The organism is Streptomyces sp. NPDC059008, assembly GCF_042749045.1.
Taxonomy (GTDB): Bacteria; Actinomycetota; Actinomycetes; order Streptomycetales; family Streptomycetaceae; genus Streptomyces.
The window spans coordinates 1-20,682 of record NZ_JBHYJC010000041.1 but is presented as its reverse complement, the minus strand read 5'-3'; the positions used below and the strand labels follow the sequence as shown (position 1 = coordinate 20,682).

Here is a 20,682-nt window from a genome sequence, read left to right as displayed (position 1 = left end):
CCGGGTCGTCGGCGTCCCGGCCCGGTTTCGCGGCCCGGCCCGGATAACCTTCGTGGCATGAGCAGGCCGCCGACCCTCACGCTGCCCCCGTGCGCCCGCGCGTACCGACTCGACACCGAGCGCGGTGCGTTCGCCGTACACGACGCCCACCCCGACGGCGCACCGATCGGGACGGCCTTGCTGGTGCCCGGGTTCACCGGCAGCAAGGAGGACTTCATCGCCCTGCTGGCGCCACTGGCCGCGGCCGGGTTCCGCGCGGTCGCGGTGGACGGCCGCGGCCAGCACGAGTCCCCCGGTCCGCGCGAGGAACAGGCCTATGCGCAACGGGAGTTGGCACTTGACGTGCTGGCCCAGGCGCGGGCCGTGCAGGACCCCGGCAGCGGCCCGCTGCATCTGCTGGGGCACTCGCTGGGCGGGCTGATCACCCGGGCCGCCGTGCTCCTGGACGCCGCCCCGTTCCGTTCGCTGACCGTGCTCAGCTCCGGGCCCGCGGCCATCGAGGCCGCCCAGCAGACCCGGGTGCGGATGCTGATCCAGGCGCTGGGCGCGCTGGACATGGAGAGCGTCTGGCGGGCGATGCGCGAACTGGATCCTCCGGAGGCGGCGGACGCCGCCACGCCCCCGGAGATCGGCGCGTTTCTGCACCGCCGCTGGCTGAACACCGTCCCCGAGCAGCTGATCGCGACCGGCCGTCAGATGGTGGAGGAGCCCGACCGGGTGGCGGAGCTGGCCGCTACGGGGCTGGCCACCCATGTGGTCTCCGGGTCCGTCGACTACGCCTGGCCGGTGCCGTGGATGGACGCGATGGCCGAGCGGCTCGCCGCCCACCGCAGCGTCATTGAGGGCGCCGAGCACTCCCCCAACGCCGAGCGCCCGGAGAAGACGGCCGAGGCGCTGACGGGGTTCTGGAGCGGCGTGGGCTGAGGGGCGGGCGGGACCTCGCGGAGGCGCCCTATCCCGTCGGTCCCGCCGGGGGGCCGGGGTTGCCGGACGGCGCCGCCGCGCCCGGCCCGCGGACGCCCGCCAGCAGCGCCTGCCCCTGTTTGTCGACGAACTGCGTGAAGACCTGCTGCGAATAACCGAAGACGATGGCCCAGGCGATGATCTGGGCCGACGAGTCCAGGGCGGTCAGACCGGGGACGAACCCGCCGCGCATCAGCAGCAGCCCGAGGACCGCCGTCAGCGCACCGGTCGGCAGCTTCAGCCACGCCAGGGCCACGGGCACGTTGTAGGGGGTGGCGGTGCCGCTGATACGGCGCAGCGCCGAGGCGGCGGCGATGGCGGCGGCCAGCAGCCCGATGATCTCCAGGACGAGGTAGTTGGCCTGGATCGCGGGCAGCTTCGCGATACTGCCGGGCACCTCGGTGGCCTTGAGGTCACCGCTGCTGGCCACCGGGCAGACGGTGGTGAACGTGGAGCCGCCGCCGCCCGCGCCGGGCGGCGTCTCCGGCGTGAAGCACGGTGGCACCACGGTCGGGAAGAAGAAGCCGAGCACGGCGACGAGCACCGCGAGGAACCCCAGCGCGGCGGACACGTACTTCACGATGCGCACGAAGCTGCCGACGCGCAGCCGGTCGCGCAGCCCCTGGAGCCGGGCGACGTTCACCGCGTCGATGATCGCCTCGACGTCCGCCCGGGTCGGCGGGCGTTTGGCCGTCTCCTTCCAGATGTCCTCGGCCTTCATCCGTCGGGGGTCCTTGACCTGCAACTGCTCCCGGACGAGCGCGATCAGCCCCGGCAGGAGCGGGGTGACCTCCTCCGGTTCGATCATGCGCAGGAGCAGGTCGCGGGCTCCGTCGAGATGGATCTGCGCCACGCTCAGATGCGCCCCGACCAGGTGGCCGGGGTGCTGCGCGTGGGTGAGCTTCTCCCGCGCCTCGTCGAGTTCGGCGCGGACGTCGTCGGCGAGCCGCGCCTTGTCGGGCTGGAGCGGCTTGGTCTCCAGCAGCGCTTCGAGCTCGTTGATACCGGCGCGGATCACCTCGCGCAGCTCCCACGAGCCCTCCTCCCACTTCATCTCGCGGCAGCGCCGCCGCCGGCCGCGCCACCACTCGACGGGGTGCCGGAAGAGGGAGACCCCGGACTCGAAGCGGGGTGCGGGCGGCTGCCGATCGCTCATGCAGACGACCGTCGCAGCTGCCGGCGCACCGCGCGCGCCAGGGATGCGCCGACCGGACTAGGACGTGTCGTGGACACGGGCCGGTTCGGCGAGCATCGCAGAAGGCGGGCAGCCACCGGCGCCCGGCCGGCACCGACTTCGTACGAAGGGCCCGATCATGACCGACACCTCCGGGGACGACCCGCACGGCATCGCGCTCAACCGGACCTTCGACGCCCGGCGCGAGCGGGTCTTCGAGGCCTGGACGCGGCCCGAGCACTTCGCGTACTGGTTCGGCGGGGAGGTGCCGGTGCCGGCCGACCGGGTGGCGATGGATGTGCGGCCGGGCGGGACCTGGAGTCTGGTGATGCGCACTCCGGACGGCGGTGAGCTGCCGTTCTCCGGTGTGTACCGGGAGGTCGTGCCGCCCGAGCGGCTGGAGTTCACGCTCAAGGACGCGACCGCGCCGCGCGGCGCCGAGGGCGAACTCGTACGGGTGACCCTGACCGAGGCCGGGGACCGTACGGAGATGGCCTTCCGGCAGCTCGGCGGCAACCTCACCAGCGAGCAGTACCTCCAGGCCGAGGCGGGCTGGGCGGGCTTCTTCGACCGGCTGGCCGAGCTCCTGGCCAGGGCCTGAGCGGCCTGGCGAGCAGCCCGACCGCCCGGTTCCGGTCCGGTCCGGACACGCCCTAGAACTGGGCCTGGACGTGCTCCCAGAAGCCGTCCCGCAGGACCCGGCGCAGGTCGGCGTGGCCGCGCAGGGAGTGCCGCAGCAGCGCCTCCGCGGCGGTCAGCAGTTCCTGGTCGACGGTGCCGGGCAGGTAGGGGTGGCCGGGCAGGAGCTCGGCCACCCGGTCGCGGCCGCGCTCCGAGAGCCACTGCGCGGCGACCCGGGCCCCGACGAAGCGGACCTCCTCGCGGCTGGGCGCCGGCCCCTCGGCCGCGGCCTGCTCCAGGTATTCGGCGCCGGTCCGGCGGGTGACGTACGGCTTGCAGAACTCCAGGTCGAAGATGCGGGCGCTGTCGACCTCCCACAGCAGCGGCTCGGCCTGATTGCGGCCACCCGGCGCCTCGATGCCCCACAGGTGCACCCGCGCGCCGTAGCCCTGCGCCGCCTCGACCGCGGAGACCAGGTCCTCGTCGCCGCCGATGAGCACCGCATCGCTGATCGCGCGGTGCCGGGCCAGCGACTCAAGGTCCGAGCGGATCAGCGAGTCGACGCCCTTCTGCTGGTTGTTGGCGTTGAGGTTGCCGAGCCTGACCTTCACATCGGGCAGCTCGGCGATCCGTTGCTGCTCCTGGGTGTGGATGCGGCGCCGGGCACCGTCGTACCAGTAGACGCGCAGCAGCCGGCTGTCCGGGAAGATCGTCCGGGCCTTGTCGATGAACGCCTCGATGATCCCTTCGGCGTCCAGCTCGAAGCCCTTGCGGTCCTCCGTGCCGGCGACGAGCCTGCCCGCCGCCGCGTAGACATAGCCCGCGTCCACGAAGGCGGCGTGGGTGGAGGGGGTCGTGGCGACCTCGGCGAGCACCCGGGTGAGCAGCTCGTTGGTGCGCTCGATCCCGGCGGCGAGCGCGGTGAGGTTGGTGGGGCCCGTGGGCCGGACGTCGTTCATACGGCACCCATTGTCCGGGCGCCCGGACGGCGGACACAAGCGCGCTCCGCGTCAGTACTTAGACCGTCAAAATTTTTCTTTAGCGTAGGGAATGATTGCAGGGTGCGGGTCGTTGTACCCCTATGGAACGCCTGGCAGCGAAGCCACGCGCGCCACACCACTCAGTTCTCCGCAGGAGGATCAGACGAAGGGAGAAGCCGTATGCGCTTCGAGATCATGCGCCTGGACGATGTCGACGGCACCGCCGTGGACAGCACCGTCGTGGACGCCGCCTCCGTCAACCGGATCGTGCAGCAGGCCGCCGCCATAGGCCAGCGCATCTACATCCGCCCGGCCGACACCGCCGCCCGCTAGTGCCGACGCCCGCCGATACGCACGCGGCGGCGCCCCCGTACGAACACGTCGTACGGGGGCGCCGCGGCGTTTGAGGGGGCGTGACCCGATCGCCGGAGGGACCCGAGGGCTCAGGCCCCCTCGATGACCTGCAGCACCCCGTTGATGATCTGCTGCACGGCGAGCGCGGAGAGCATCATGCCCGCCAGCCGGGTCACCAGGACCACCCCGCCGTCCTTGATCACCCGGATGATCACCAGCGAGAACCGCATCACCAGATACAGCACGACATGGATCGCCACGATCGCCGCCCACACGGAGAGCTGCGCCGCGAACCCGTGCGCGTGCTGCACCGCGAGGATCACCGACACGATCGCGCCGGGCCCGGCCAGCAGCGGCATGCCCAGCGGCACCAGCGCCACGTTGACGTCCTTGGTCTGGGTCGGCTCCTCCGACTTGCCGGTCAGCAGGTCCAGGGCGACCAGCAGGAGCAGCAGCCCGCCCGCGATCATCAGCGCGGGCGTCGAGATGTGCAGCCGGCCCAGGATCTGGCGGCCGAAGAGCCCGAAGACGGCGATGACGCAGAAGGCGACGGTCGCCGCCTGCCAGGCCATCCGGCGCTGCACCTTGGCCGGCCGGCCGGAGGTCAGGGCCAGGAAGATCGGGGTGATTCCCGGAGGGTCCATGATCACAAAAAGCGTGACAAAGAGGGTACTGAAGACAGCGATGTCGAACACGGTGAAGGCCTTGCGGAAAGTGGTACGGACGAGCGGATAGCGGGCCGGCACGACGCGCGCGGGCCCGTAGGGGGAGGCGCACACGGGCCCGTGGAGGAAAGGGAGCGGGCCGCCCTCAGCCGCCCGTGCCGGGAACGGGGAAGGCGCCGGTCGCACGGCGGACGATCTCGCCGTAGATCTCCGGGTCGGTGGTGCAGTCGCCCAGGCCGCAGGTCTTGCGGCTGCCGTGGTAGTCGCTGGAGCCGGTGGTCAGCAGGCCCAGGTCGGCGGCGAGCGCGCGCAGTCGCGCCCGGGTCGGCGCGTCATGGTCCATGTGGTCGACCTCGATGCCGTCGAGGCCGGCCGCGGCCAGCTCGGCTATCGCGCCCTCGGGTACGCAGCTGCCGCGCTTGACGGCCAGCGGGTGCGCGAAGACGGTGACCCCGCCCGCGGCCTTGACCAGCCGGATCGCGTCGAACGGGTCGAGTTCGTGCTTCTCCACGTACGCCCGGCCGTCATTGGCCAGCCACTGCGGGGTGAAGGCGTCGGAGACGGAGTCGACGACGCCCAGGTCGACGAGGGCGGTGGCGATATGCGGCCGCCCCACGGCGCCGTCCCCGGCGATCCGCGCGACCTGCTCCCAGGTGATGGGCACGCCGAGGTCGCGCAGCTTGGCGACCATGCCCTGGGCGCGCGGCACCCGGTCGTCGCGCACCAGCTCCCGCTCCCGGGCGAGCTCCGCCTCCTCGGGGTCGAAGAGGTAGGCGAGCATGTGCAGGCTCACTCCGTCGAGCCGGCAGGAGAGTTCGGCACCGGTGACCAGCGTCAGCCCCGCGGGCAGCGCCGCACGCGCCGCGGCGTGGCCTGCGACTGTGTCGTGGTCGGTCAGCGCGACGACGTCCAGTCCGGCGTCGGCAGCATTGCGCACCAGCTCGGCGGGGGTGTCCGTACCGTCGGAGGCCGTGGAGTGGGTGTGCAGATCGATGCGCACGACGCGGACTCCAGACTGCTGCGGGGACGGGCGCGGGGCCGTGGCCGGGGAGGAACGCCGGACGAGGACACCGCAGGGGACCCCAGAAGGATAACCGGGCGGCCGGACGGCTCCGGCGCCCACCGCCGGCGCGGCAGCCCGGCCGGGCCGCGCCCTCAGCCCAGGATCCGCGGCGACAGCGCCCCGCACGGCAGCAGGTCCACCTCGGCGCCCGCCTCGCGCAGATCGGTCAGCACCAGCTCGTCGTACATCATCAGCCCGGCCTGCTCGGGCCAGGCGATCGCCCACAGCCACAGCCCGCGCGCCTCGCCGGCGAAGACCGCGCGGTCCGACGGCGCGCCGTCGACGTGCCACAGCGGCGTCGGGCGGCCGGCCGCGAGCACCTTGCCGTGCGGCTTCTCCTCGACCCGCATGTGGGCGCCGGGGTCCGGGCCGTCGATGCCCGCGTAACGCGCCCCCAGGCCGACACCCAGTTCCTCGGCGATCAGAAGGAGTTCGCCGGGGCCGCCGAGCGGCCCGGGGCCCGTGCAGGCCACCGCGGTCGCCCGGCCGCCGCTGCGGTCGTCGCCCGCGCACGCCACGCCGGTGAACAGCCAGCCCACCGGCAGCGGCCAGGGCATCCACACGGGCACCTGCGCGCGGTGCACGACAACGCCGAGCGCCTCGACGCTCGGCGGAACGACCGGCTGGAGCGGATGCACGGTGCCGTGTGCGGCGCACTGCCAGGTGTCGGAGAAGAGACCGGGCGCACGCACCCGGCCTCCGCACTTCGGGCAACTGGGTTCGCCCCTCATAAGGACCAACGGTCCTCCTGGCCCGCCGTCGCGTCAAGGACGATCACTCGACCGGTGTGCCCCGAGTCACGTACGGAGCCCCGCAATTGACCGCTTACCGGGGCCCGCCCACCGGACCGGGGAACTAGTTGCTCCGTACACTCTTTAGCTCGGCCAACGAAATGTGCGGCATGGTCAACGATCTCCCCGCGCCGCCCGCCGTGCCCCGGCGGACCCCCGCCAGGTCCCTCCTGATCACCACCGTCGCGATGCCGATCACCGGCTTCGCCCCCAGCCGCGTCGGCGGCCGCCGCAGTGACGTCACCCGTTCCTCGACACCGCGGCCCGGCCGGCGCCGGCATCCTCGACGTCCCCCGACGAGTGCTGACGGGTGCTGAGGACCGGGGCCGAGCTGGCCATCGGGCCGCCGGGCGAGGGGAACTGACGCTCCGTCCGCATCGGCCGGCCGACGGGGCGAGGGGACGGCGGCCCGCGCCGCCGCCCGCCGCTTCAGTCGAGCGGTACGCCGCCGCGCAGCGGATCCCTCAGGTCCGTGCCGTGCCGGAGCCAGCGCTCCCGAAGGGCCTCGGCGCCGTGCACCCGCTTCCAGGCGGCCTCGTTGGGCGTCATCGGCAGCAGCGGCAGGAAGCGGACCGGCTCCATGGGCTCGTCCAGCTCCAGGTCCTCGATCAGACCGCCGGGCTCGGCCACCAGCACCGAGGTGAAGGCCGCTCCCGGCCACAGCGGGTCCCCCACGTCCAGCGAGGCGCCCGGCGCCACGACCACCCCTTCGACCTGCGGGGACGCGGCGAGCACGGCGAGCGGTCGGAGCACCTTGTCGGTGTCCGCGCGGCCGCCCCGTACGGACAGGACGAGTTCGGCGCGCGGGCCGCGCAGCGGGTCGGCCAGCACGGCCGTGGGGTCGGCCATCGGCTGGGCGGACATCCCGAGCGTGGCGTACCTCACCACCCCGTCGTCCACGAAGCGGAGCACCTCGATGCGGTCGGTCCCCAGGAAGGTGACCGCGGCGCGCGCGTCCGGCTCGCCCAGGGTCGTGCGCAACCGGGCTTCGACCAGCTCAAGAACGTCAGACATGCCGCGAGCATAGGGCCGGCCCCTCGCCCGGCCCGCGTCGCGCCGTCAACTCCGTTCGCGCAGGGGAGAGCCCGATACCGACGGCGGGCGGGCGCGCCACGGCTCAAGCGTTCGTATCGAACAGGCAAAACGGCGTCGGAACCCATCGGGCGGCTGATAGCCTGGCCGTCTGGTCAGGGAATGACGTCGTCCCCCAACGGGGACCGGCCGGAGGAGGTGGGGCTGCGGTGGATCCGAGTCGACCGTGCAGTACCGATAGTTCTCCCGTCATCCCCTCGCGCAGCGCATCTCCTGATCCGAGAGCTTCCGTACCCCGCCGCTGAGCGGCGAAACCCAGGAAGCGCCTTTGCGCCGAATGTAGATGACGGAAGAGCGCCTTCGACTCTTTGTTCCGTGTCTCTGCGAACTGCCGTCACTGTTCCGCACGGAGCGCCGCCCGCTTTGCGGACGTACGACCAACGGAGTCTCGTACGTCCACGTTCCGGGCAGCGTTGCGCCCCGCGCCCGCAGTTGACGGCCGGCCCGTGAAGGAGCCTGCCATGTCGATGATCCGCGACCTGCGCGCCGCCGTCCGCCCGTCCCGGCGCCGCGGTGACTCCCCCTACCACTACGAGAGCTCCACCCCGGCCTGCGCGAACAGCGCCATCGTCGACTGCGGTGTCTACCGCGAGGGCCGCCGGGTGAGCGAGCACGTCAGCCCGGCCGAGGCGATGGCCGGGGTGCGGGCCGACGGCGGTTTCGCCTGGATCGGGCTGCACGAGCCCACCGAGGCCGAATTCGCCGGTATCGCCAAGGAGTTCGGGCTGCACCCGCTCGCCGTCGAGGACGCCGTGCACGCCCACCAGCGGCCCAAGCTGGAGCGCTACGACGAGACCCTGTTCACCGTCTTCAAGACGGTCCACTACGTCGAGCACGCCGAGCTGACCGCCACCAGCGAGGTGGTGGAGACCGGTGAGGTGATGTGCTTCACCGGACGGGACTTCATCGTGACCGTGCGGCACGGCGGCCAGGGATCGCTGCGCGCGCTGCGGCACCGGCTGCAGGACGACCCGGAGCTGCTGGCCAAGGGCCCGTCCGCGGTGCTGCACGCGATCGCCGACCAGGTGGTCGACGGCTACATGGCGGTGGCCGGCGCGGTGCAGGACGACATCGACGAGGTGGAGATCGACGTCTTCAGCTCGGGCACCAACGGCAAGGGCTCCGGCGGCAAGGGCTCCCCCAGGGGCGGCGACGCCGGGCGGATCTACCAACTCAAGCGCGAGGTACTGGAGTTCAAGCGCGCGGTGTCGCCGCTGCTGCGGCCGATGCAGCTGCTGAGCGAGCGGCCGATGCGGCTGGTCGACTCCGACATCCAGAAGTACTTCCGCGACGTCGCCGACCACCTGGCACGGGTCAACGAGCAGGTGCTGTCCTTCGACGATCTGCTCAACTCCATCCTGCAGGCCAACCTCGCCCAGGCGGCGGTCGCGCAGAACGAGGACATGCGCAAGATCACGGCCTGGGCGGCGATCTTCGCCGTACCGACGATGATCGCCGGGATCTACGGCATGAACTTCGACTTCATGCCGGAGACGCACTGGGAGTACGGCTACCCGGCGGTGCTGGTGGTGACGGCCGTGATCTGCTTCGGCATCCACCGCGGCTTCAAGCGCAACGGCTGGCTGTGACCAGGGCGGCGCCGCGGCGCGGGGCGGCCCGTCTCAGGCCCTGGGCGGCCCCGGGCGCCCGCCTGCGGGCCCATTAGGCTGAGCCGTATGACCAAGACCGTGTCGCAGGCCCTGCAGGATCGGGCGCTCATCGAAGAGGCCACGAAGAAGTCCGGCCTCATCTGGGTGCGGGGGACGACGGGCCCGGCCCGCGCCCTGTGGCACGTGTGGCACGACGGGGCCGCCTGTCTCGTCGGGGGCGGGGCCGGTGAGCAGCCGCTGGCCGACCTCGGGCTGGCCGACGGCGCCACGGCCACGGTCACCGTACGCAGCAAGGACAAGGGCGGCCGGCTGGTCGCCTGGCAGGCCCGGGTCGTCGAGCCGGCCCCGCACAGCGAGGCCTGGCTGGCCGCGGTCGAGGAGCTCAAGGGCAAGCGGCTCAACGCGCCGGACGCGGAGCGGATCACCGAGCGCTGGGCGGGCGAGTGCCGGGTACTGCGCCTGGAGCCGACCGACCAGGAGGCGCAGCAGCGGCCCGGCACGATGCCGGAGGACTCGCACGCCGCGCCGCCGCTGGCCTCCCCCGCGATCACCCGGCGGCCCGTCCCGGCCGCGCTGCCCAAGCTGCTGCGCCGGGGCCGCAAGGGCTGACCGCCCCCCGAGGGGCTCAGCCCGCGCCGGAGATCTTCGTGCCGTAGTCCACGACCTGGTCCTTGGGCGGCGCCTTGAGGTCCACGCTCCTGCCCCAGTCGGCGAGCCGGACCACGCCCGCGCCGCCGGCCCGCCGCAGCCGCAGCGGGTAGGGCGTGCCCTCCAGCGACACGTCCAGCGTGCCGCCGGAGCCCGCCGCGGCGGAGAGTCGGATGGTGCGGACGCCGTCGACGTCGCCGCGGTTGCCGGCGGTCAGCTTGCCGTGCAGCCCGAGCAGTCCGGCCAGCAGGGTGTCCTTGTCGGTGAAGCCGCTGAAGCGCTTGTGGACCGGGTCGGCGGCGGGCACCTTGACGTACTTGCCGCCGAGCTTGCGCGCCGCGGCCTGGTCGGGCGCACCGGACGAGCCGCTCTTCTCGCCGGCCCAGAACGCCGCGTCCGCCTTGAGGTAGAGCGTCTTGCCGACCCGCAGCAGCTGGAAGGCGGCCGCGTTGGTGGTCAGCTCGCCCTTGGCGCCGTTCTTCGCCAGGCTCATGTTGAGCCTGTACGTACGGCCGTGGCTGACGACACTGCCGGACAGGCGCACCGTGTCGGCGCGCTGGGCCGCGGCCAGCACCTTGGACTCGATCTTGGCGGGCGGCAGCTTTCCCACGCCGTTGGTGCCGGCGTCCGGGTCCTCCCCGGCGCAGCCGGCCAGACTCGCGGCCAGTGCCACGCAGGCGGCCCCCGCGAGCGCGGTCCGGCCCGTGCGGCGGGCCCCTCCGGCCAGGGGTCGGGGGCCGGCCCCCCGGGGGATTGCGCTCACGTCGGCTCTGCCTCCTGATGCGGGTGACCTCGACAGCCAGTACGGCAGCGTACCTGGGCCACAGGGCCTCGTCGGCGGGGTGCGTGGCGGTCACCCTACGGGCTCGCTCACCAGGGCGGCGCGGCCCCGGGCGCGTTAGCCTGAACCCGAATTCTTGCCTTATTTCTGGCAGAACGGGAGAAAGGGAGGCGCTCTGCATGGCAGTGGTGACCCCCCGGGTCTTCGTCTCCCATCTCTCCGGCATCGCCGTCTTCGACCCCAACGGCGACCAGGTCGGCAGGCTGCGGGACCTCGTCGCACTGCTGCGGGTCGGCAGGCGCCCGCCGCGGCTGCTCGGGCTGGTCGTCGAGATGATCAGCCGACGCCGGATCTTCCTGCCGATGACCCGGGTGACCGGTATGGAGTCGGGCCAGATCATCACCACCGGCGTGGTGAACATGCGGCGCTTCGAGCAGCGGACGTCCGAGACGCTGGTCTTCGGCGAGCTGCTCGACCGCCGGGTGCGGCTGGTGGAGACCGGCGAGGAGGTCACCGTCCTGGACATCGGCATCAGCCAGCTGCCGGCCCGCCGCGACTGGGAGATCGACAAGGTCTTCGTCCGCAAGGGCAAGGGCGGGGCGCTGCGCCGCAAGGGCGAGACCCTGACGGTGGAGTGGTCGGCGGTGACCGGCTTCTCCCTGGAGGAGCACGGGCAGGGCGCCGAGAGCCTGCTGGCCACGTTCGAGCAGCTGCGCCCGGCCGACCTCGCCGGCGTGCTGCACCACCTCTCCCCCAAGCGCCGCGCGGAGGTCGCCGCGGCGCTCGACGACGACCGGCTCGCCGACGTGATGGAGGAGCTGCCGGAGGACGACCAGATCGAGATCATCGGCAAGCTGAAGGAGGAGCGGGCCGCGGACGTCCTGGAGGCGATGAACCCCGACGACGCCGCCGACCTGCTCGGCGAGCTGCCGGAGGAGGAGGTGGAGCGGCTGCTGGAGCTGATGCGGCCGGAGGAGGCCGCCGATGTGCGGCGGCTGATGTCCTACGAGGAGCGCACCGCGGGCGGCCTGATGACCACCGACCCGATCGTGCTGCGCCCGGACGCCACCGTCGCCTACGCGCTGGCCCGGGTGCGCGACCCGGACCTCTCCCCCGCGCTCGCCGCCCAGGTCTACGTCTGCCGGCCACCGGACGAGACGCCCACCGGGAAGTACCTGGGCCTGGTGCACTTCCAGCGGCTGCTGCGGGACCCGCCGTTCACCCTCGTCAGCTCGATCGCCGACACCGACCTGCCCCCGCTGCCGCCGGACACCCCGCTGCCGGAGGTCACCAGCTACCTGGCCGCGTACAACATGGTGGCCGCGCCGGTCGTGGACGAGAGCGGCGCGCTGCTGGGCGCGGTCACCGTCGACGACGTACTGGACCATCTGCTGCCGGACGACTGGCGGGAGGCCGAGCTGCACGGCGAGGGAGCGGCCGGACTGACCGGCGCCGGACGCCTGGGGGAGGCCGCGAATGGGCGCTGAGGAACGCGAGGGCAGGGAGCGCTCACGGGCGAACGGCGCCTCGGCGGTGCGGCGGGGCGCCACCGAGCGGCCCCGGGTGCGCCTGGACCTGCCGCGCGCACCGCGCCGTACCTTCCTGCCGGTGTACGACCCGGAGGCCTTCGGGCGGCTGTCGGAGAAGATCGCCCGGTTCCTGGGGACCGGGCGCTTCATCGTCTGGATGACCGTCACCATCATCCTGTGGATCGCCTGGAACATCGCCGCGCCCAGCGCCCTGAAGTTCGACGGGTACCCGTTCATCTTCCTGACCCTGGCGCTGTCGCTGCAGGCCTCGTACGCGGCGCCGCTGATCCTGCTGGCGCAGAACCGCCAGGCCGACCGCGACCGGGTCACCCAGGAGCAGGACCGCAAGCAGAACGAGCGCTCCATCGCCGACACCGAGTACCTGACCCGGGAGATCGCGGCGCTGCGGATGGGCCTGGGCGAGGTCGCCACCCGCGACTGGATCCGCGACGAGCTCCAGGACCTGCTGCGGGACCTGGAGCTGCGGCAGCTGGTCGAGGCGGAGAGTGACGAACACGACCGCTGACAGCCTTTCCGGAGGCCGCCTCACGCGCCGTACCATCAGGGCATGGCTACCGAGACGTCCCCAGGCGCCGCTCCGAGCGAGGACGCGATCCGCGCCGCGCTCGCGACGGTGAACGACCCCGAGATCCACCGCCCCATCACCGAACTGGGGATGGTCAAATCGGTGGACATCGCGGCGGACGGCGCCGTGGCGGTCGTGGTCTACCTCACCGTCTCCGGCTGCCCGATGCGCGAGACGATCACCAACAACGTGCGCGACGCGGTCGCCGGGGTCGAGGGCGTGACCGGCGTCCGGGTCGACCTGGAAGTGATGAGCGACGAGCAGCGCAAGGAGCTGGCGGCGTCGCTGCGCGGCGGCACCGCCGAGCGGGAGGTGCCCTTCGCCCAGCCCGGCTCGCTGACCCGGGTCTACGCCGTCGCCTCCGGCAAGGGCGGCGTCGGCAAGTCGTCGGTGACGGTCAACCTCGCCGCGGCGATGGCGGCCGACGGCCTGAAGGTCGGTGTCGTGGACGCCGACATCTACGGCCACTCCGTGCCCCGGATGCTCGGTGCCGACGGCAAGCCCACCCAGGTCGAGAACATGATCATGCCGCCGTCGGCCAACGGCGTGAAGGTCATCTCGATCGGCATGTTCACCCCGGGCAACACACCGGTCGTCTGGCGCGGCCCGATGCTGCACCGCGCGCTGCAGCAGTTCCTCGCCGACGTCTACTGGGGCGACCTGGACGTGCTGCTGCTGGACCTGCCCCCGGGCACCGGCGACATCGCGATCTCGGTGGCACAGCTGGTGCCGAACGCCGAGATCCTGGTGGTCACCACCCCGCAGCAGGCCGCCGCCGAGGTCGCCGAGCGGGCCGGTTCGATCGCCGTGCAGACCCACCAGAAGATCGTCGGCGTGGTCGAGAACATGTCCGGGCTGCCCTGCCCGCACTGCGACGAGATGGTCGACGTCTTCGGCACCGGCGGCGGCGAGCGGGTCGCCGAGGGCCTGACGAAGACCACCGGAGCGCAGGTTCCGGTGCTCGGCGCCATCCCGATCGACGTGCGGCTGCGCGAGGGCGGCGACGAGGGCAAGCCGGTCGTGCTGACCGATCCGGACTCCCCCGCCGGCTCGGCCATCCGCGCGATCGCGGGCAAGCTGGGCGGCCGGCAGCGGGGTCTGTCGGGGATGTCGCTGGGGATCACCCCGCGCAACAAGTTCTGAGGGCGTGCGCCCGCGGCGACAGGGAGTCCCGCGGGGCTCGTTGAGGCCGGTTGAGGTGAAGAGGGGGCGGGCCCCGTGAGACCCGCCCCTTTTGCCTGCGCCGGCGCGCTCAGCCCCGCCGTGCGCCCGGGTTCCCGGTCACCGAAGGGCGCGGGTGGCCCCGGCCCCCGGCCCCTGGACAGCGGCCGTCGGCGCCGCTCATCCCTCGTACGACGTGATGTCCTTGACGACCGAGAAGCCCAGGCCGTAGGCGCTCATCCCGCGTCCGTAGGCGCCGATGTGCACCCCGTCGGGGTCCTCGCTCGCCGAGCCCGCCAGCACCCAGCCGTACTCCGACTCGCGGTAGGCGAACGAGGTCGGCACCCCGTCCACCGGCAGCATCAGCTCGCTCCAGGCGCCGCCGCCGAGGTCGTCGGCCAGCTCCCAGGCGAGCGTCGTCTGCTGGTCCAGCCAGTCCTGGCGCAGCGTGCGGTCCATCTGGGTCGGCCAGGTGTGGGCGAGCAGGCCCGAGCCGGCGAGCCAGGCGGCCGTGGAGACCGACGTGGCCTCCAGTACGCCGGTGCCGTCCGCGCTGCGCCGTACGGGGCGGCTGGCGACCGTCACCACGACCGCGAACCGCTCGTCCTGCGGCGACTCCACCTTGATGGTGGGCCCCTCCCCATGCCCGGTGGCACCGTGTTCGACGGTGCCGTCCGCGGCCGCCCCGACCTGCATCAACCAGCGCGGGCCGGTGAACGCCTCGTCGAGGCCGTACCACGGGAACGCGGCCAGCAGATATCCGTCAACCTTCCGGCCGACCCCGGCCGACGCCTGTTGTTCCGCTGTCCGACTCGTCGTCTCCATCTGCGCGGAAGCCTCCTTGTTGCCCTGCGTCGTGGGCGGCCCGCCCCCCTCAGGCGACCAAACCCCGGACACCCGGAGCATAGCTATAGGGGTCAACACAGCCCGGGCATACCGGAGTGTGTCAGGTGGCGTCGGCGTCGAACGGCGGACGCTCGCCCGGCTCCGCGATCGAGGTCTTCTTGACCAGGTCAGGACGGCCGGAGGCGGCCGGGGACTCCTTGGACAGGCTCGGGCCTGAGCCGTTCGAGGGCGTGGCGGAGGAGGCGCTCTCGCGGCCGTGCACGGCGTCGGTGACCTCGGCCATCTCCTGCTTCAGATCGAAGCCGTTACGGATCTCCTGGAGGTCCTTGAGGCCGTACTCGTCCTTCTCCAGGACGTGCTTGCGCACGAAGTTCTTGGGCTTGAGGTCCTCGAACTCGAAGTCCTTGAACTCCGGCCCCAGCTCGCTGCGGATGTCCTCCTTGGCACTGTCGGAGAACTCCCGGATTTTCCGGATGACGCCCATGACGTCCTGGATGACCTTGGGGAGCTTGTCCGGACCGAAGACGAGTACGGCAAGGACGACGATCGCTACCAGCTCGAGGGGTCCTATGTCGAAGAACACCTAGCAGCTCCTTGGGTCATCCGCGGCCTTCGTTGGCCTATGGGCCAGGCCGACTATCACGGTACCTGGCCCCGTAGGTCGGGCGGGAGTCGCCCGTGCCAACACGATGCAAACGATCAACCAGCGGTGGAGGAACCCAGCCTGAGCCGTATGGACTGCTCCTTGCCCTCCCTTTGGAGGGTCAGCATCAGCGTGTCGCCGGGCCGGTGGCTGCGGATCTTCACGATCAGCTCCTCGCCGCTGTGCACCGGCGCGCCGTCCACCTTGGTGATCACATCGCCCGGCTTGATCCCGGCCTTGGCGCCGGGCCCGCCCGGGATGACCGCCGACTTGCCGTCCTTGGTGTGCTCGCCGACCCGCGCGCCGTCGCCGGCGTACTCCATCTCCAGCGTGACGCCGATCACCGGGTGCGTCGCCCGGCCGGTGTTGATCAGCTCCTCGGCCACCCGCCTGGCCTGGTTGATCGGTATGGCGAAGCCCAGCCCTATGCTGCCGCCCTGGCCGCCGGCTTCCGGGCCGCTGCCGCTGTCGGCCGCGCGGATGGCGCTGTTGATGCCGATCACCCGCGCCTTGGCGTCCACCAGCGGGCCGCCGGAGTTGCCCGGGTTGATGGGCGCGTCGGTCTGCAGCGCGTCCACGTACGACACGTCGCTGCCGTCGCCCTTCTCGCCGCCCGCGGTGATCGGGCGCTGCTTGGCGCTGATGATCCCGGCGGTGACGGTGTTGGCGAGGTCGTACGGCGCGCCGATCGCCACGACCGGGTCGCCGACCCGTACCGAGTCGGAGTTGCCGAGCGTGAGCGGCCGCAGTCCCGTGACGCCCTCGACCTGGACCACGGCGAGGTCGTAGCCGCCGTCCCGGCCGATGACCTTGGCCTTGGCCGTCTGGCCGCCGCTGAACGTCACCGATATCTCGCCGCCGGCACCGGCCGGTTCGACGACGTGGTTGTTGGTGAGGATGTGGCCCTGCCGGTCCAGGACGAAGCCGGTGCCGGTGCCCTGTTCGGCGTTGCCCCGTACGTGGAGGGTGACCACCCCGGGCAGCGCGGTCTGCGCGATCCCGGCGACGCTGTCGGGCTCACGTCCGCCCGCGTCGCCGTCCGCCTGCGGCAGCTTGATGTCGTTGATCCCGCCGTACCGCTCGACATAGGCGCCGATGCCGCCCCCGACACATCCTGCGAGCAGCGCCAGCGCCACCGCACCGACGATCAGCGCGCCGCGGCGGCTGCGCCCTGCGCCCTTGGCGGGCACGGCGGCCGGCCCGCCCTGCAGGGGCGCGCTCCAGGGGTCGTACTGGTGCCAGGCGCCGTACGGGGCGGGCGCGTGGTCGTGGGTCGGGGCCGGGCCGTGCCCCGTCCCGGGCGGCGCCGGTGCGGGGTGCGGCTGTGCCTGCGGCCGGTCGGTGTACGGGGCGGCGGCCGCCGCTGCCGGGTGGGCGCCGCCGTCACCGGGGTGGGGCAGGTACGCGGTGTCGGCGCCCTCGGGAGCCGGATGCTCGGTGGTGGCCCGCGGGGGTGCGGTCTGCGGCCCGGCGGCCTGGGCGTCCGGGGCGGTGGCCCGGGGTGCGTCGGCCGGGCTCCCCGGCTGAGGGGGGCCGGACTTGCGGAGCGACGGCTGCGCGGGCCCGCCGGGCTCGGCGGCGGGCCGGGCGTGCGCGGCCTCGTCCGTACGGTCCGGGAGCCGCCCGCCGCCGTGTGCGCCCGGCGCGTGGTCCTCGACGGCCGTCGACGGGGCGGGCGGCGCGGCGGGGCCGCTGCCGTGCGCCGCCTGCGGTGCGGCCGGCGGCGACTGCGGGGGGCCGGGGTAGCCCGCCGCCGGGGCCGGCGCTCCGTACGGGGGCAGCGGCCCGGCGGACGGCGGCAGGACGGTGCCCTGCGCGGGGGTCGCTCCGGGCTGCCCTGGGGCCCAGCCCATCGCGGCGGGACGGGGCTCCGGCCGCTGCACCGGCGGCGCCGGCGCCCATGGTCCGGGACCGCCGTACGGAGGCGTGCCGTACGGGTCCTCGGGGTGCAGCGGCCGCGGCGGCGCGCCGGGCGCCTCGGCGGATACCGCGCCGGCGGACTGCGCGGGCGGCTCGGCGCCGGTGCGCTGGGCCGGCCCGGCCGCGGCGGCGGCCGCCAACTCCTCGCCGGCACCGGCCACTTCACCCGCGCCGGGGCCCTCGCCCGCCCCGGTGGCTTCCTCCGTCGCGGCGGCGTCGGCCGCCTGCGGGGCCGCGCTCGGCTGCGGCGGGCGCACGATCCAGTCCCCCGACTCCCCCGCGTCGGACCCGCCGGATATGCCGGACGCGTCGGTCCGCGGTGCGTCCACCGGACCGCCGGCGGGCGGCGCCGCCTGCGGACCGGCCTCGGCGGACGGCTGCGTGCTCGGGGTGCGTCCCGGGCGGCTCCACCACTTCAGCTTCGACCCGGCGGCCTTACCGTCGTCCATGCTCTCCCCAGAATTCGCCCGCGCTCATGCGGGCCACCACCACCTCGCGGTCCGCGCCCGGTGAAAGGGTGCGCCGCCTGGCAGCGATTCAACCAGTTCCGCGCGGGGATGCGCAGGGGACGGTCAGCGCTGGGCGGTGGGTGCGCCCTGGGAGGCGGGTCCGGCCGCGGCCGCGGAGCCGATCAGCGGGCGCTTGGGCTCCAGGGGCGGGAGCGCGGGCGGGTGCTGGCGGACCGGGGCGTTGCCGGTCGCGACGGCGAGCGGCGAGAGGTGGTACGGCGACGCCGGACCGGTCGCGGCTATCAGCGGCGAGAGACCGAAGCGGGCGGCCGGGGCGGCGGGCGGCGCCGACGCGGACGGGGCGCCGGGGCCCTGCAGGGCCATCGCGCTGGGGGCCGGGGCCAGGGTCGAGCCGCCCGACGCGGGCCAGGTGCCCGGCTGGGAGGTGCCGGTCGAGAGGAACTGCCCGGTACGCAGCAGGGAGCCGCTGTCGGCGGCCGGGCTGGCGCTGAGCGGGGTGACGGCCGTGCCGCTGCCCTCGGTGCGCGGGCCGGTCACGTCGACGGCCGCCTCCAGCGGGAGGGCTCCGCCGAGTGCGAAGGCCGCGAGCGAGACCGCACCGGCCGCCGCGAAGGCGAACCGGCGCCGCTGCGCGGGCCGCTCGGCCTCCTGCGTGCGAAAGCCGCGCACCCGGGGCTGGGCGGGCATCGCCGCCATCGCACGGCCGGAGTGGTCGCCGGCGGGGACATAGCGGAACGCGCCGCCGCCCCGTACGAACTCACCGGAGCCGAAGCCACCGCCGCCGAGCCGGCTGCCGGGACCGCCGGCGTCGCCACCGGGCAGCTGCTGCAGGCGCGCCAGCAGCCCCGCGGACGGGCCGGGAGGCGCCGCCTCGGCGAACACGCTCTTGAGCCGACGCTGGGCGTCGGCCTCCGCCTTGCACTTCGCGCAGGTCGCGAGATGCGCGAGCACCCGCTCACGCGCGTCATGGCCCAACTCGCCGTCGACCAGGGCCGCGAGGCGGTCGCCGAGATGCTGCTCGGCGGGGGACGGACCGCCACTGAGGCTCACGCGATCCCTACCTCCCCCGTGGGCACCACGGCCAGCGAACGGCGCCGCTCGCGCTCCTCGCCGCGGGTGGCCGGGGCGCGGTGCTTGAGGGCCTTGCGCAGATGGGAGCGGCCGCGGTGGATCCGGCTGCGGACCGTGCCGAGCTTGACGCCGAGCGTCGCGGCGATCTCCTCGTACGACAGGCCCTCGATGTCGCACAGGACGACGGCGGCGCGGAACTCGGGTGCGAGGGTGTCCAGCGCGTGCTGCACATCGGCGTCGAAGTGGGTGTCGTCGAAGTGCTGCTGCGGCGCGGGCTCCCGGCTGGGCAGCTTCTCGGCCGCGTCGTCACCGAGCGCGTCGAAGCGAATACGCTGCCGGCGGCGGACCATGTCCAGGAAGAGGTTGGTGGTGATGCGGTGCAGCCAGCCCTCGAACGTACCGGGGGTGTACGTCGACAGCGAGCGGAAGACGCGGACGAACACCTCCTGGGTGAGGTCCTCGGCGTCGTGCTGATTGCCGGTGAGGCGGTAGGCGAGGCGGTAGACCCGTGCGCTGTGGGTGCTGACGATCTCCTCCCAGGTGGGCGGAGTCCACGCCTGCGCATCCGCGTCCGCGGCGAAGGTCGCGCTGGGTGCGGACTCGGCGATGGGGGTCCCCCCGCTCGAACGAAGTCGAGAGTGGGGGAGGAAACGGTCAGCGGTGTTTGTCACGGATTTCGGCTCGGCGAACGACCTCTTCAAGCGCCTCAGCACTCCTCGGTCACCCGCCGCAGCCGCACCTCCCCTGGTGGCTCTGGTGGTGTCCAGTAGAGCCCCTACCATATCCACCTCGCCCGTTAGCTCCGGATAAGCAGATTTGACCTGCATTTGGTCCTGCTTCTGACCTTGATTCGCGTCTCGCGCGGTCTTCACCACTGCGTCCCCCCGTCTTCCTCCTCTCCCTCCATAACGCCCGGTCCCATCTGCGGGTTCCCGCACACAGCGGATACAGTCACGGTTGCGTCAACTACGGGGACAGGAGAGGGCCATTACCGGCAACCGGCAGACGAGCTTGGCATTCGCCGAGGCGTACGGCGCCGGGACCATCGACGACAGCGCCGAGGCCGCCCTGCGCTGGTCCCGCGACCGCGCCCGGGAGGCCGGCATCCGCACGGTGTCGACCGGCACCGGCGCGGCCCTGCGCATGCTCGCCGCCACCGCGGACGCCAAGGCCGTCGCCGAGATCGGCACCGGCACGGGCGTGTCGGGCATCTACCTCCTGCACGGCATGCGGCCCGACGGCGTGCTGACCACCGTCGATCCCGAGCCCGAGCGGCAGACCTTCGCCAAGCAGGCGTTCCGTTCGGCCGGCTTCGCCGGGAACCGCGCCCGCTTCATCCCCGGCCGGGCGCTGGACGTCCTGCCGCGGCTCGCGGACGGCGGATACGACCTCGTCTTCTGCGACGGCGACCTGATGGAGTGCCTGGAGTACCTCGCTGAATCGTTGCGTCTGCTGCGCCCCGGCGGCCTGGTGTGCTTCGAGGGCGTCTTCGCCGACGGCCGCACGGTCGATTCGGCGGTGCAGCCCGCCGAGGTGCTGCGGCTGCGGGAGCTGCTGCGGGCCATCCGGGAGAGCAGCTCGCTGGTGCCGTCCCTGCTGCCGGTCGGCGACGGGCTGCTCTGCGCGGTCAAGCGCGGCTGACGCCCTGCCGCGGCCGCCCGCGCGGCACATTGCGCGCACCCAACGGCCCCGGCACGCGGCGCGCCTGTCGCTG

Annotated in this window: 21 protein-coding genes; 9 read left to right on the top strand and 12 right to left on the bottom strand. The window is 73.2% G+C overall.

The window, feature by feature from the left end:
- Positions 1-57: 57 nt before the first annotated feature.
- Positions 58-924 (top strand): alpha/beta fold hydrolase, encoded by an 867-nt coding sequence (locus tag ACFWZH_RS31745; RefSeq protein WP_384439062.1) that lies wholly within the window; start codon positions 58-60, stop codon positions 922-924.
- A gap of 28 nt (positions 925-952) precedes the next feature.
- Here the strand turns inward: ACFWZH_RS31745 and ACFWZH_RS31740 are convergent, their stop codons facing one another.
- On the bottom strand, positions 953-2,119 hold the full coding sequence (locus ACFWZH_RS31740) for a hypothetical protein (RefSeq protein WP_384439059.1): 1,167 nt from the start codon (positions 2,117-2,119) through the stop codon (positions 953-955).
- Between the two features lie 157 nt (positions 2,120-2,276).
- Here ACFWZH_RS31740 and ACFWZH_RS31735 point away from each other — a divergent pair, with 157 nt between their 5' ends.
- Positions 2,277-2,738, top strand: a complete 462-nt coding sequence (locus tag ACFWZH_RS31735) for an SRPBCC domain-containing protein (RefSeq protein WP_384439056.1) — start codon at positions 2,277-2,279, stop codon at positions 2,736-2,738.
- Between the two features lie 52 nt (positions 2,739-2,790).
- Here the strand turns inward: ACFWZH_RS31735 and ACFWZH_RS31730 are convergent, their stop codons facing one another.
- Entirely contained in the window at positions 2,791-3,717 is a 927-nt protein-coding gene (locus tag ACFWZH_RS31730) for an NYN domain-containing protein (protein ID WP_384439053.1), read from the bottom strand.
- 201 nt (positions 3,718-3,918) lie between these two features.
- Here ACFWZH_RS31730 and ACFWZH_RS31725 point away from each other — a divergent pair, with 201 nt between their 5' ends.
- Positions 3,919-4,071, top strand: coding sequence for a hypothetical protein (locus ACFWZH_RS31725; RefSeq protein WP_099871903.1), 153 nt, complete (start codon positions 3,919-3,921; stop codon positions 4,069-4,071).
- A 110-nt stretch (positions 4,072-4,181) separates the two neighbouring features.
- Here the strand turns inward: ACFWZH_RS31725 and ACFWZH_RS31720 are convergent, their stop codons facing one another.
- The 4 genes from ACFWZH_RS31720 to ACFWZH_RS31705 form a co-directional block, all read right to left on the bottom strand.
- Positions 4,182-4,787 (bottom strand): MarC family protein, encoded by a 606-nt coding sequence (locus tag ACFWZH_RS31720; RefSeq protein WP_384439173.1) that lies wholly within the window; start codon positions 4,785-4,787, stop codon positions 4,182-4,184.
- A gap of 115 nt (positions 4,788-4,902) precedes the next feature.
- Positions 4,903-5,757, bottom strand: a complete 855-nt coding sequence (locus ACFWZH_RS31715) for a PHP domain-containing protein (RefSeq protein WP_384439050.1) — start codon at positions 5,755-5,757, stop codon at positions 4,903-4,905.
- A 155-nt stretch (positions 5,758-5,912) separates the two neighbouring features.
- Entirely contained in the window at positions 5,913-6,551 is a 639-nt protein-coding gene (locus tag ACFWZH_RS31710) for a DUF6758 family protein (RefSeq protein WP_384439047.1), read from the bottom strand.
- A 489-nt stretch (positions 6,552-7,040) separates the two neighbouring features.
- On the bottom strand, positions 7,041-7,625 hold the full coding sequence (locus ACFWZH_RS31705; RefSeq protein WP_384439044.1) for a suppressor of fused domain protein: 585 nt from the start codon (positions 7,623-7,625) through the stop codon (positions 7,041-7,043).
- 539 nt (positions 7,626-8,164) lie between these two features.
- Here ACFWZH_RS31705 and ACFWZH_RS31700 point away from each other — a divergent pair.
- Positions 8,165-9,292 (top strand): magnesium and cobalt transport protein CorA, encoded by a 1,128-nt coding sequence (locus ACFWZH_RS31700; RefSeq protein WP_384439042.1) that lies wholly within the window; start codon positions 8,165-8,167, stop codon positions 9,290-9,292.
- An 87-nt stretch (positions 9,293-9,379) separates the two neighbouring features.
- Entirely contained in the window at positions 9,380-9,922 is a 543-nt protein-coding gene (locus ACFWZH_RS31695) for a hypothetical protein (protein WP_384439039.1), read from the top strand.
- 16 nt (positions 9,923-9,938) lie between these two features.
- Here ACFWZH_RS31695 and ACFWZH_RS31690 read toward each other — a convergent pair whose 3' ends face one another.
- A complete protein-coding gene (locus ACFWZH_RS31690; protein ID WP_384439036.1) occupies positions 9,939-10,724 on the bottom strand; it encodes a hypothetical protein in 786 nt (261 codons plus the stop codon).
- 197 nt (positions 10,725-10,921) lie between these two features.
- On the opposite strand from ACFWZH_RS31690, the gene ACFWZH_RS31685 reads away from it, so the two are divergent.
- The 3 genes from ACFWZH_RS31685 to ACFWZH_RS31675 are packed head-to-tail and all read left to right on the top strand — an operon-like array spanning position 10,922 to position 14,000.
- The gene (locus ACFWZH_RS31685) at positions 10,922-12,229 is read left to right on the top strand and encodes a magnesium transporter MgtE N-terminal domain-containing protein (protein WP_384439033.1); all 1,308 of its coding nucleotides are present in this window, start codon (positions 10,922-10,924) and stop codon (positions 12,227-12,229) included.
- Positions 12,219-12,797: a DUF1003 domain-containing protein gene (locus ACFWZH_RS31680; protein WP_384439030.1), complete on the top strand. Its 579-nt coding sequence runs from the start codon at positions 12,219-12,221 to the stop codon at positions 12,795-12,797. Before ACFWZH_RS31685 ends, ACFWZH_RS31680 begins: the two co-directional genes overlap by 11 nt.
- 42 nt (positions 12,798-12,839) lie before the next feature.
- Entirely contained in the window at positions 12,840-14,000 is a 1,161-nt protein-coding gene (locus ACFWZH_RS31675; protein ID WP_384439027.1) for an Mrp/NBP35 family ATP-binding protein, read from the top strand.
- Positions 14,001-14,198: 198 nt separating this feature from the next.
- Here the strand turns inward: ACFWZH_RS31675 and ACFWZH_RS31670 are convergent, their stop codons facing one another.
- From ACFWZH_RS31670 to sigE, 5 genes are all read right to left on the bottom strand, one after another.
- Entirely contained in the window at positions 14,199-14,843 is a 645-nt protein-coding gene (locus ACFWZH_RS31670) for a hypothetical protein (protein WP_384439024.1), read from the bottom strand.
- Positions 14,844-14,964: 121 nt separating this feature from the next.
- On the bottom strand, positions 14,965-15,447 hold the full coding sequence (locus tag ACFWZH_RS31665; RefSeq protein WP_384439022.1) for a sec-independent translocase: 483 nt from the start codon (positions 15,445-15,447) through the stop codon (positions 14,965-14,967).
- 116 nt (positions 15,448-15,563) lie between these two features.
- Complete coding sequence (locus tag ACFWZH_RS31660; RefSeq protein ID WP_384439019.1) at positions 15,564-17,876, bottom strand: trypsin-like peptidase domain-containing protein; 2,313 nt, start codon at positions 17,874-17,876, stop codon at positions 15,564-15,566.
- 123 nt (positions 17,877-17,999) lie between these two features.
- Positions 18,000-18,947, bottom strand: coding sequence for a zf-HC2 domain-containing protein (locus ACFWZH_RS31655; protein WP_384439016.1), 948 nt, complete (start codon positions 18,945-18,947; stop codon positions 18,000-18,002).
- Complete coding sequence (sigE, locus tag ACFWZH_RS31650) at positions 18,944-19,639, bottom strand: RNA polymerase sigma factor SigE (RefSeq protein ID WP_384439013.1); 696 nt, start codon at positions 19,637-19,639, stop codon at positions 18,944-18,946. Before sigE ends, ACFWZH_RS31655 begins: the two co-directional genes overlap by 4 nt.
- A 286-nt stretch (positions 19,640-19,925) precedes the next feature.
- On the opposite strand from sigE, the gene ACFWZH_RS31645 reads away from it, so the two are divergent.
- Positions 19,926-20,609, top strand: coding sequence for an O-methyltransferase (locus tag ACFWZH_RS31645; RefSeq protein WP_384439011.1), 684 nt, complete (start codon positions 19,926-19,928; stop codon positions 20,607-20,609).
- The last annotated feature ends 73 nt before the right edge of the window (positions 20,610-20,682 follow it).

What these genes read in the sequence shown, in the direction of transcription:
- ACFWZH_RS31695 (WP_384439039.1), top strand. Translation starts at nt 9,380, where the DNA reads ATGACCAAGACCGTGTCGCAGGCCCTGCAGGATCGGGCGCTCATCGAA.
- ACFWZH_RS31685 (WP_384439033.1), top strand. Translation starts at nt 10,922, where the DNA reads ATGGCAGTGGTGACCCCCCGGGTCTTCGTCTCCCATCTCTCCGGCATC.
- ACFWZH_RS31740 (WP_384439059.1), bottom strand. Translation starts at nt 2,119, where the DNA reads ATGAGCGATCGGCAGCCGCCCGCACCCCGCTTCGAGTCCGGGGTCTCC.
- ACFWZH_RS31660 (WP_384439019.1), bottom strand. Translation starts at nt 17,876, where the DNA reads ATGGACGACGGTAAGGCCGCCGGGTCGAAGCTGAAGTGGTGGAGCCGC.
- ACFWZH_RS31705 (WP_384439044.1), bottom strand. Translation starts at nt 7,625, where the DNA reads ATGTCTGACGTTCTTGAGCTGGTCGAAGCCCGGTTGCGCACGACCCTG.
- ACFWZH_RS31735 (WP_384439056.1), top strand. Translation starts at nt 2,277, where the DNA reads ATGACCGACACCTCCGGGGACGACCCGCACGGCATCGCGCTCAACCGG.
- ACFWZH_RS31710 (WP_384439047.1), bottom strand. Translation starts at nt 6,551, where the DNA reads ATGAGGGGCGAACCCAGTTGCCCGAAGTGCGGAGGCCGGGTGCGTGCG.
- ACFWZH_RS31670 (WP_384439024.1), bottom strand. Translation starts at nt 14,843, where the DNA reads ATGGAGACGACGAGTCGGACAGCGGAACAACAGGCGTCGGCCGGGGTC.
- ACFWZH_RS31700 (WP_384439042.1), top strand. Translation starts at nt 8,165, where the DNA reads ATGTCGATGATCCGCGACCTGCGCGCCGCCGTCCGCCCGTCCCGGCGC.
- ACFWZH_RS31745 (WP_384439062.1), top strand. Translation starts at nt 58, where the DNA reads ATGAGCAGGCCGCCGACCCTCACGCTGCCCCCGTGCGCCCGCGCGTAC.
- ACFWZH_RS31730 (WP_384439053.1), bottom strand. Translation starts at nt 3,717, where the DNA reads ATGAACGACGTCCGGCCCACGGGCCCCACCAACCTCACCGCGCTCGCC.
- ACFWZH_RS31680 (WP_384439030.1), top strand. Translation starts at nt 12,219, where the DNA reads ATGGGCGCTGAGGAACGCGAGGGCAGGGAGCGCTCACGGGCGAACGGC.
- ACFWZH_RS31675 (WP_384439027.1), top strand. Translation starts at nt 12,840, where the DNA reads ATGGCTACCGAGACGTCCCCAGGCGCCGCTCCGAGCGAGGACGCGATC.
- ACFWZH_RS31725 (WP_099871903.1), top strand. Translation starts at nt 3,919, where the DNA reads ATGCGCTTCGAGATCATGCGCCTGGACGATGTCGACGGCACCGCCGTG.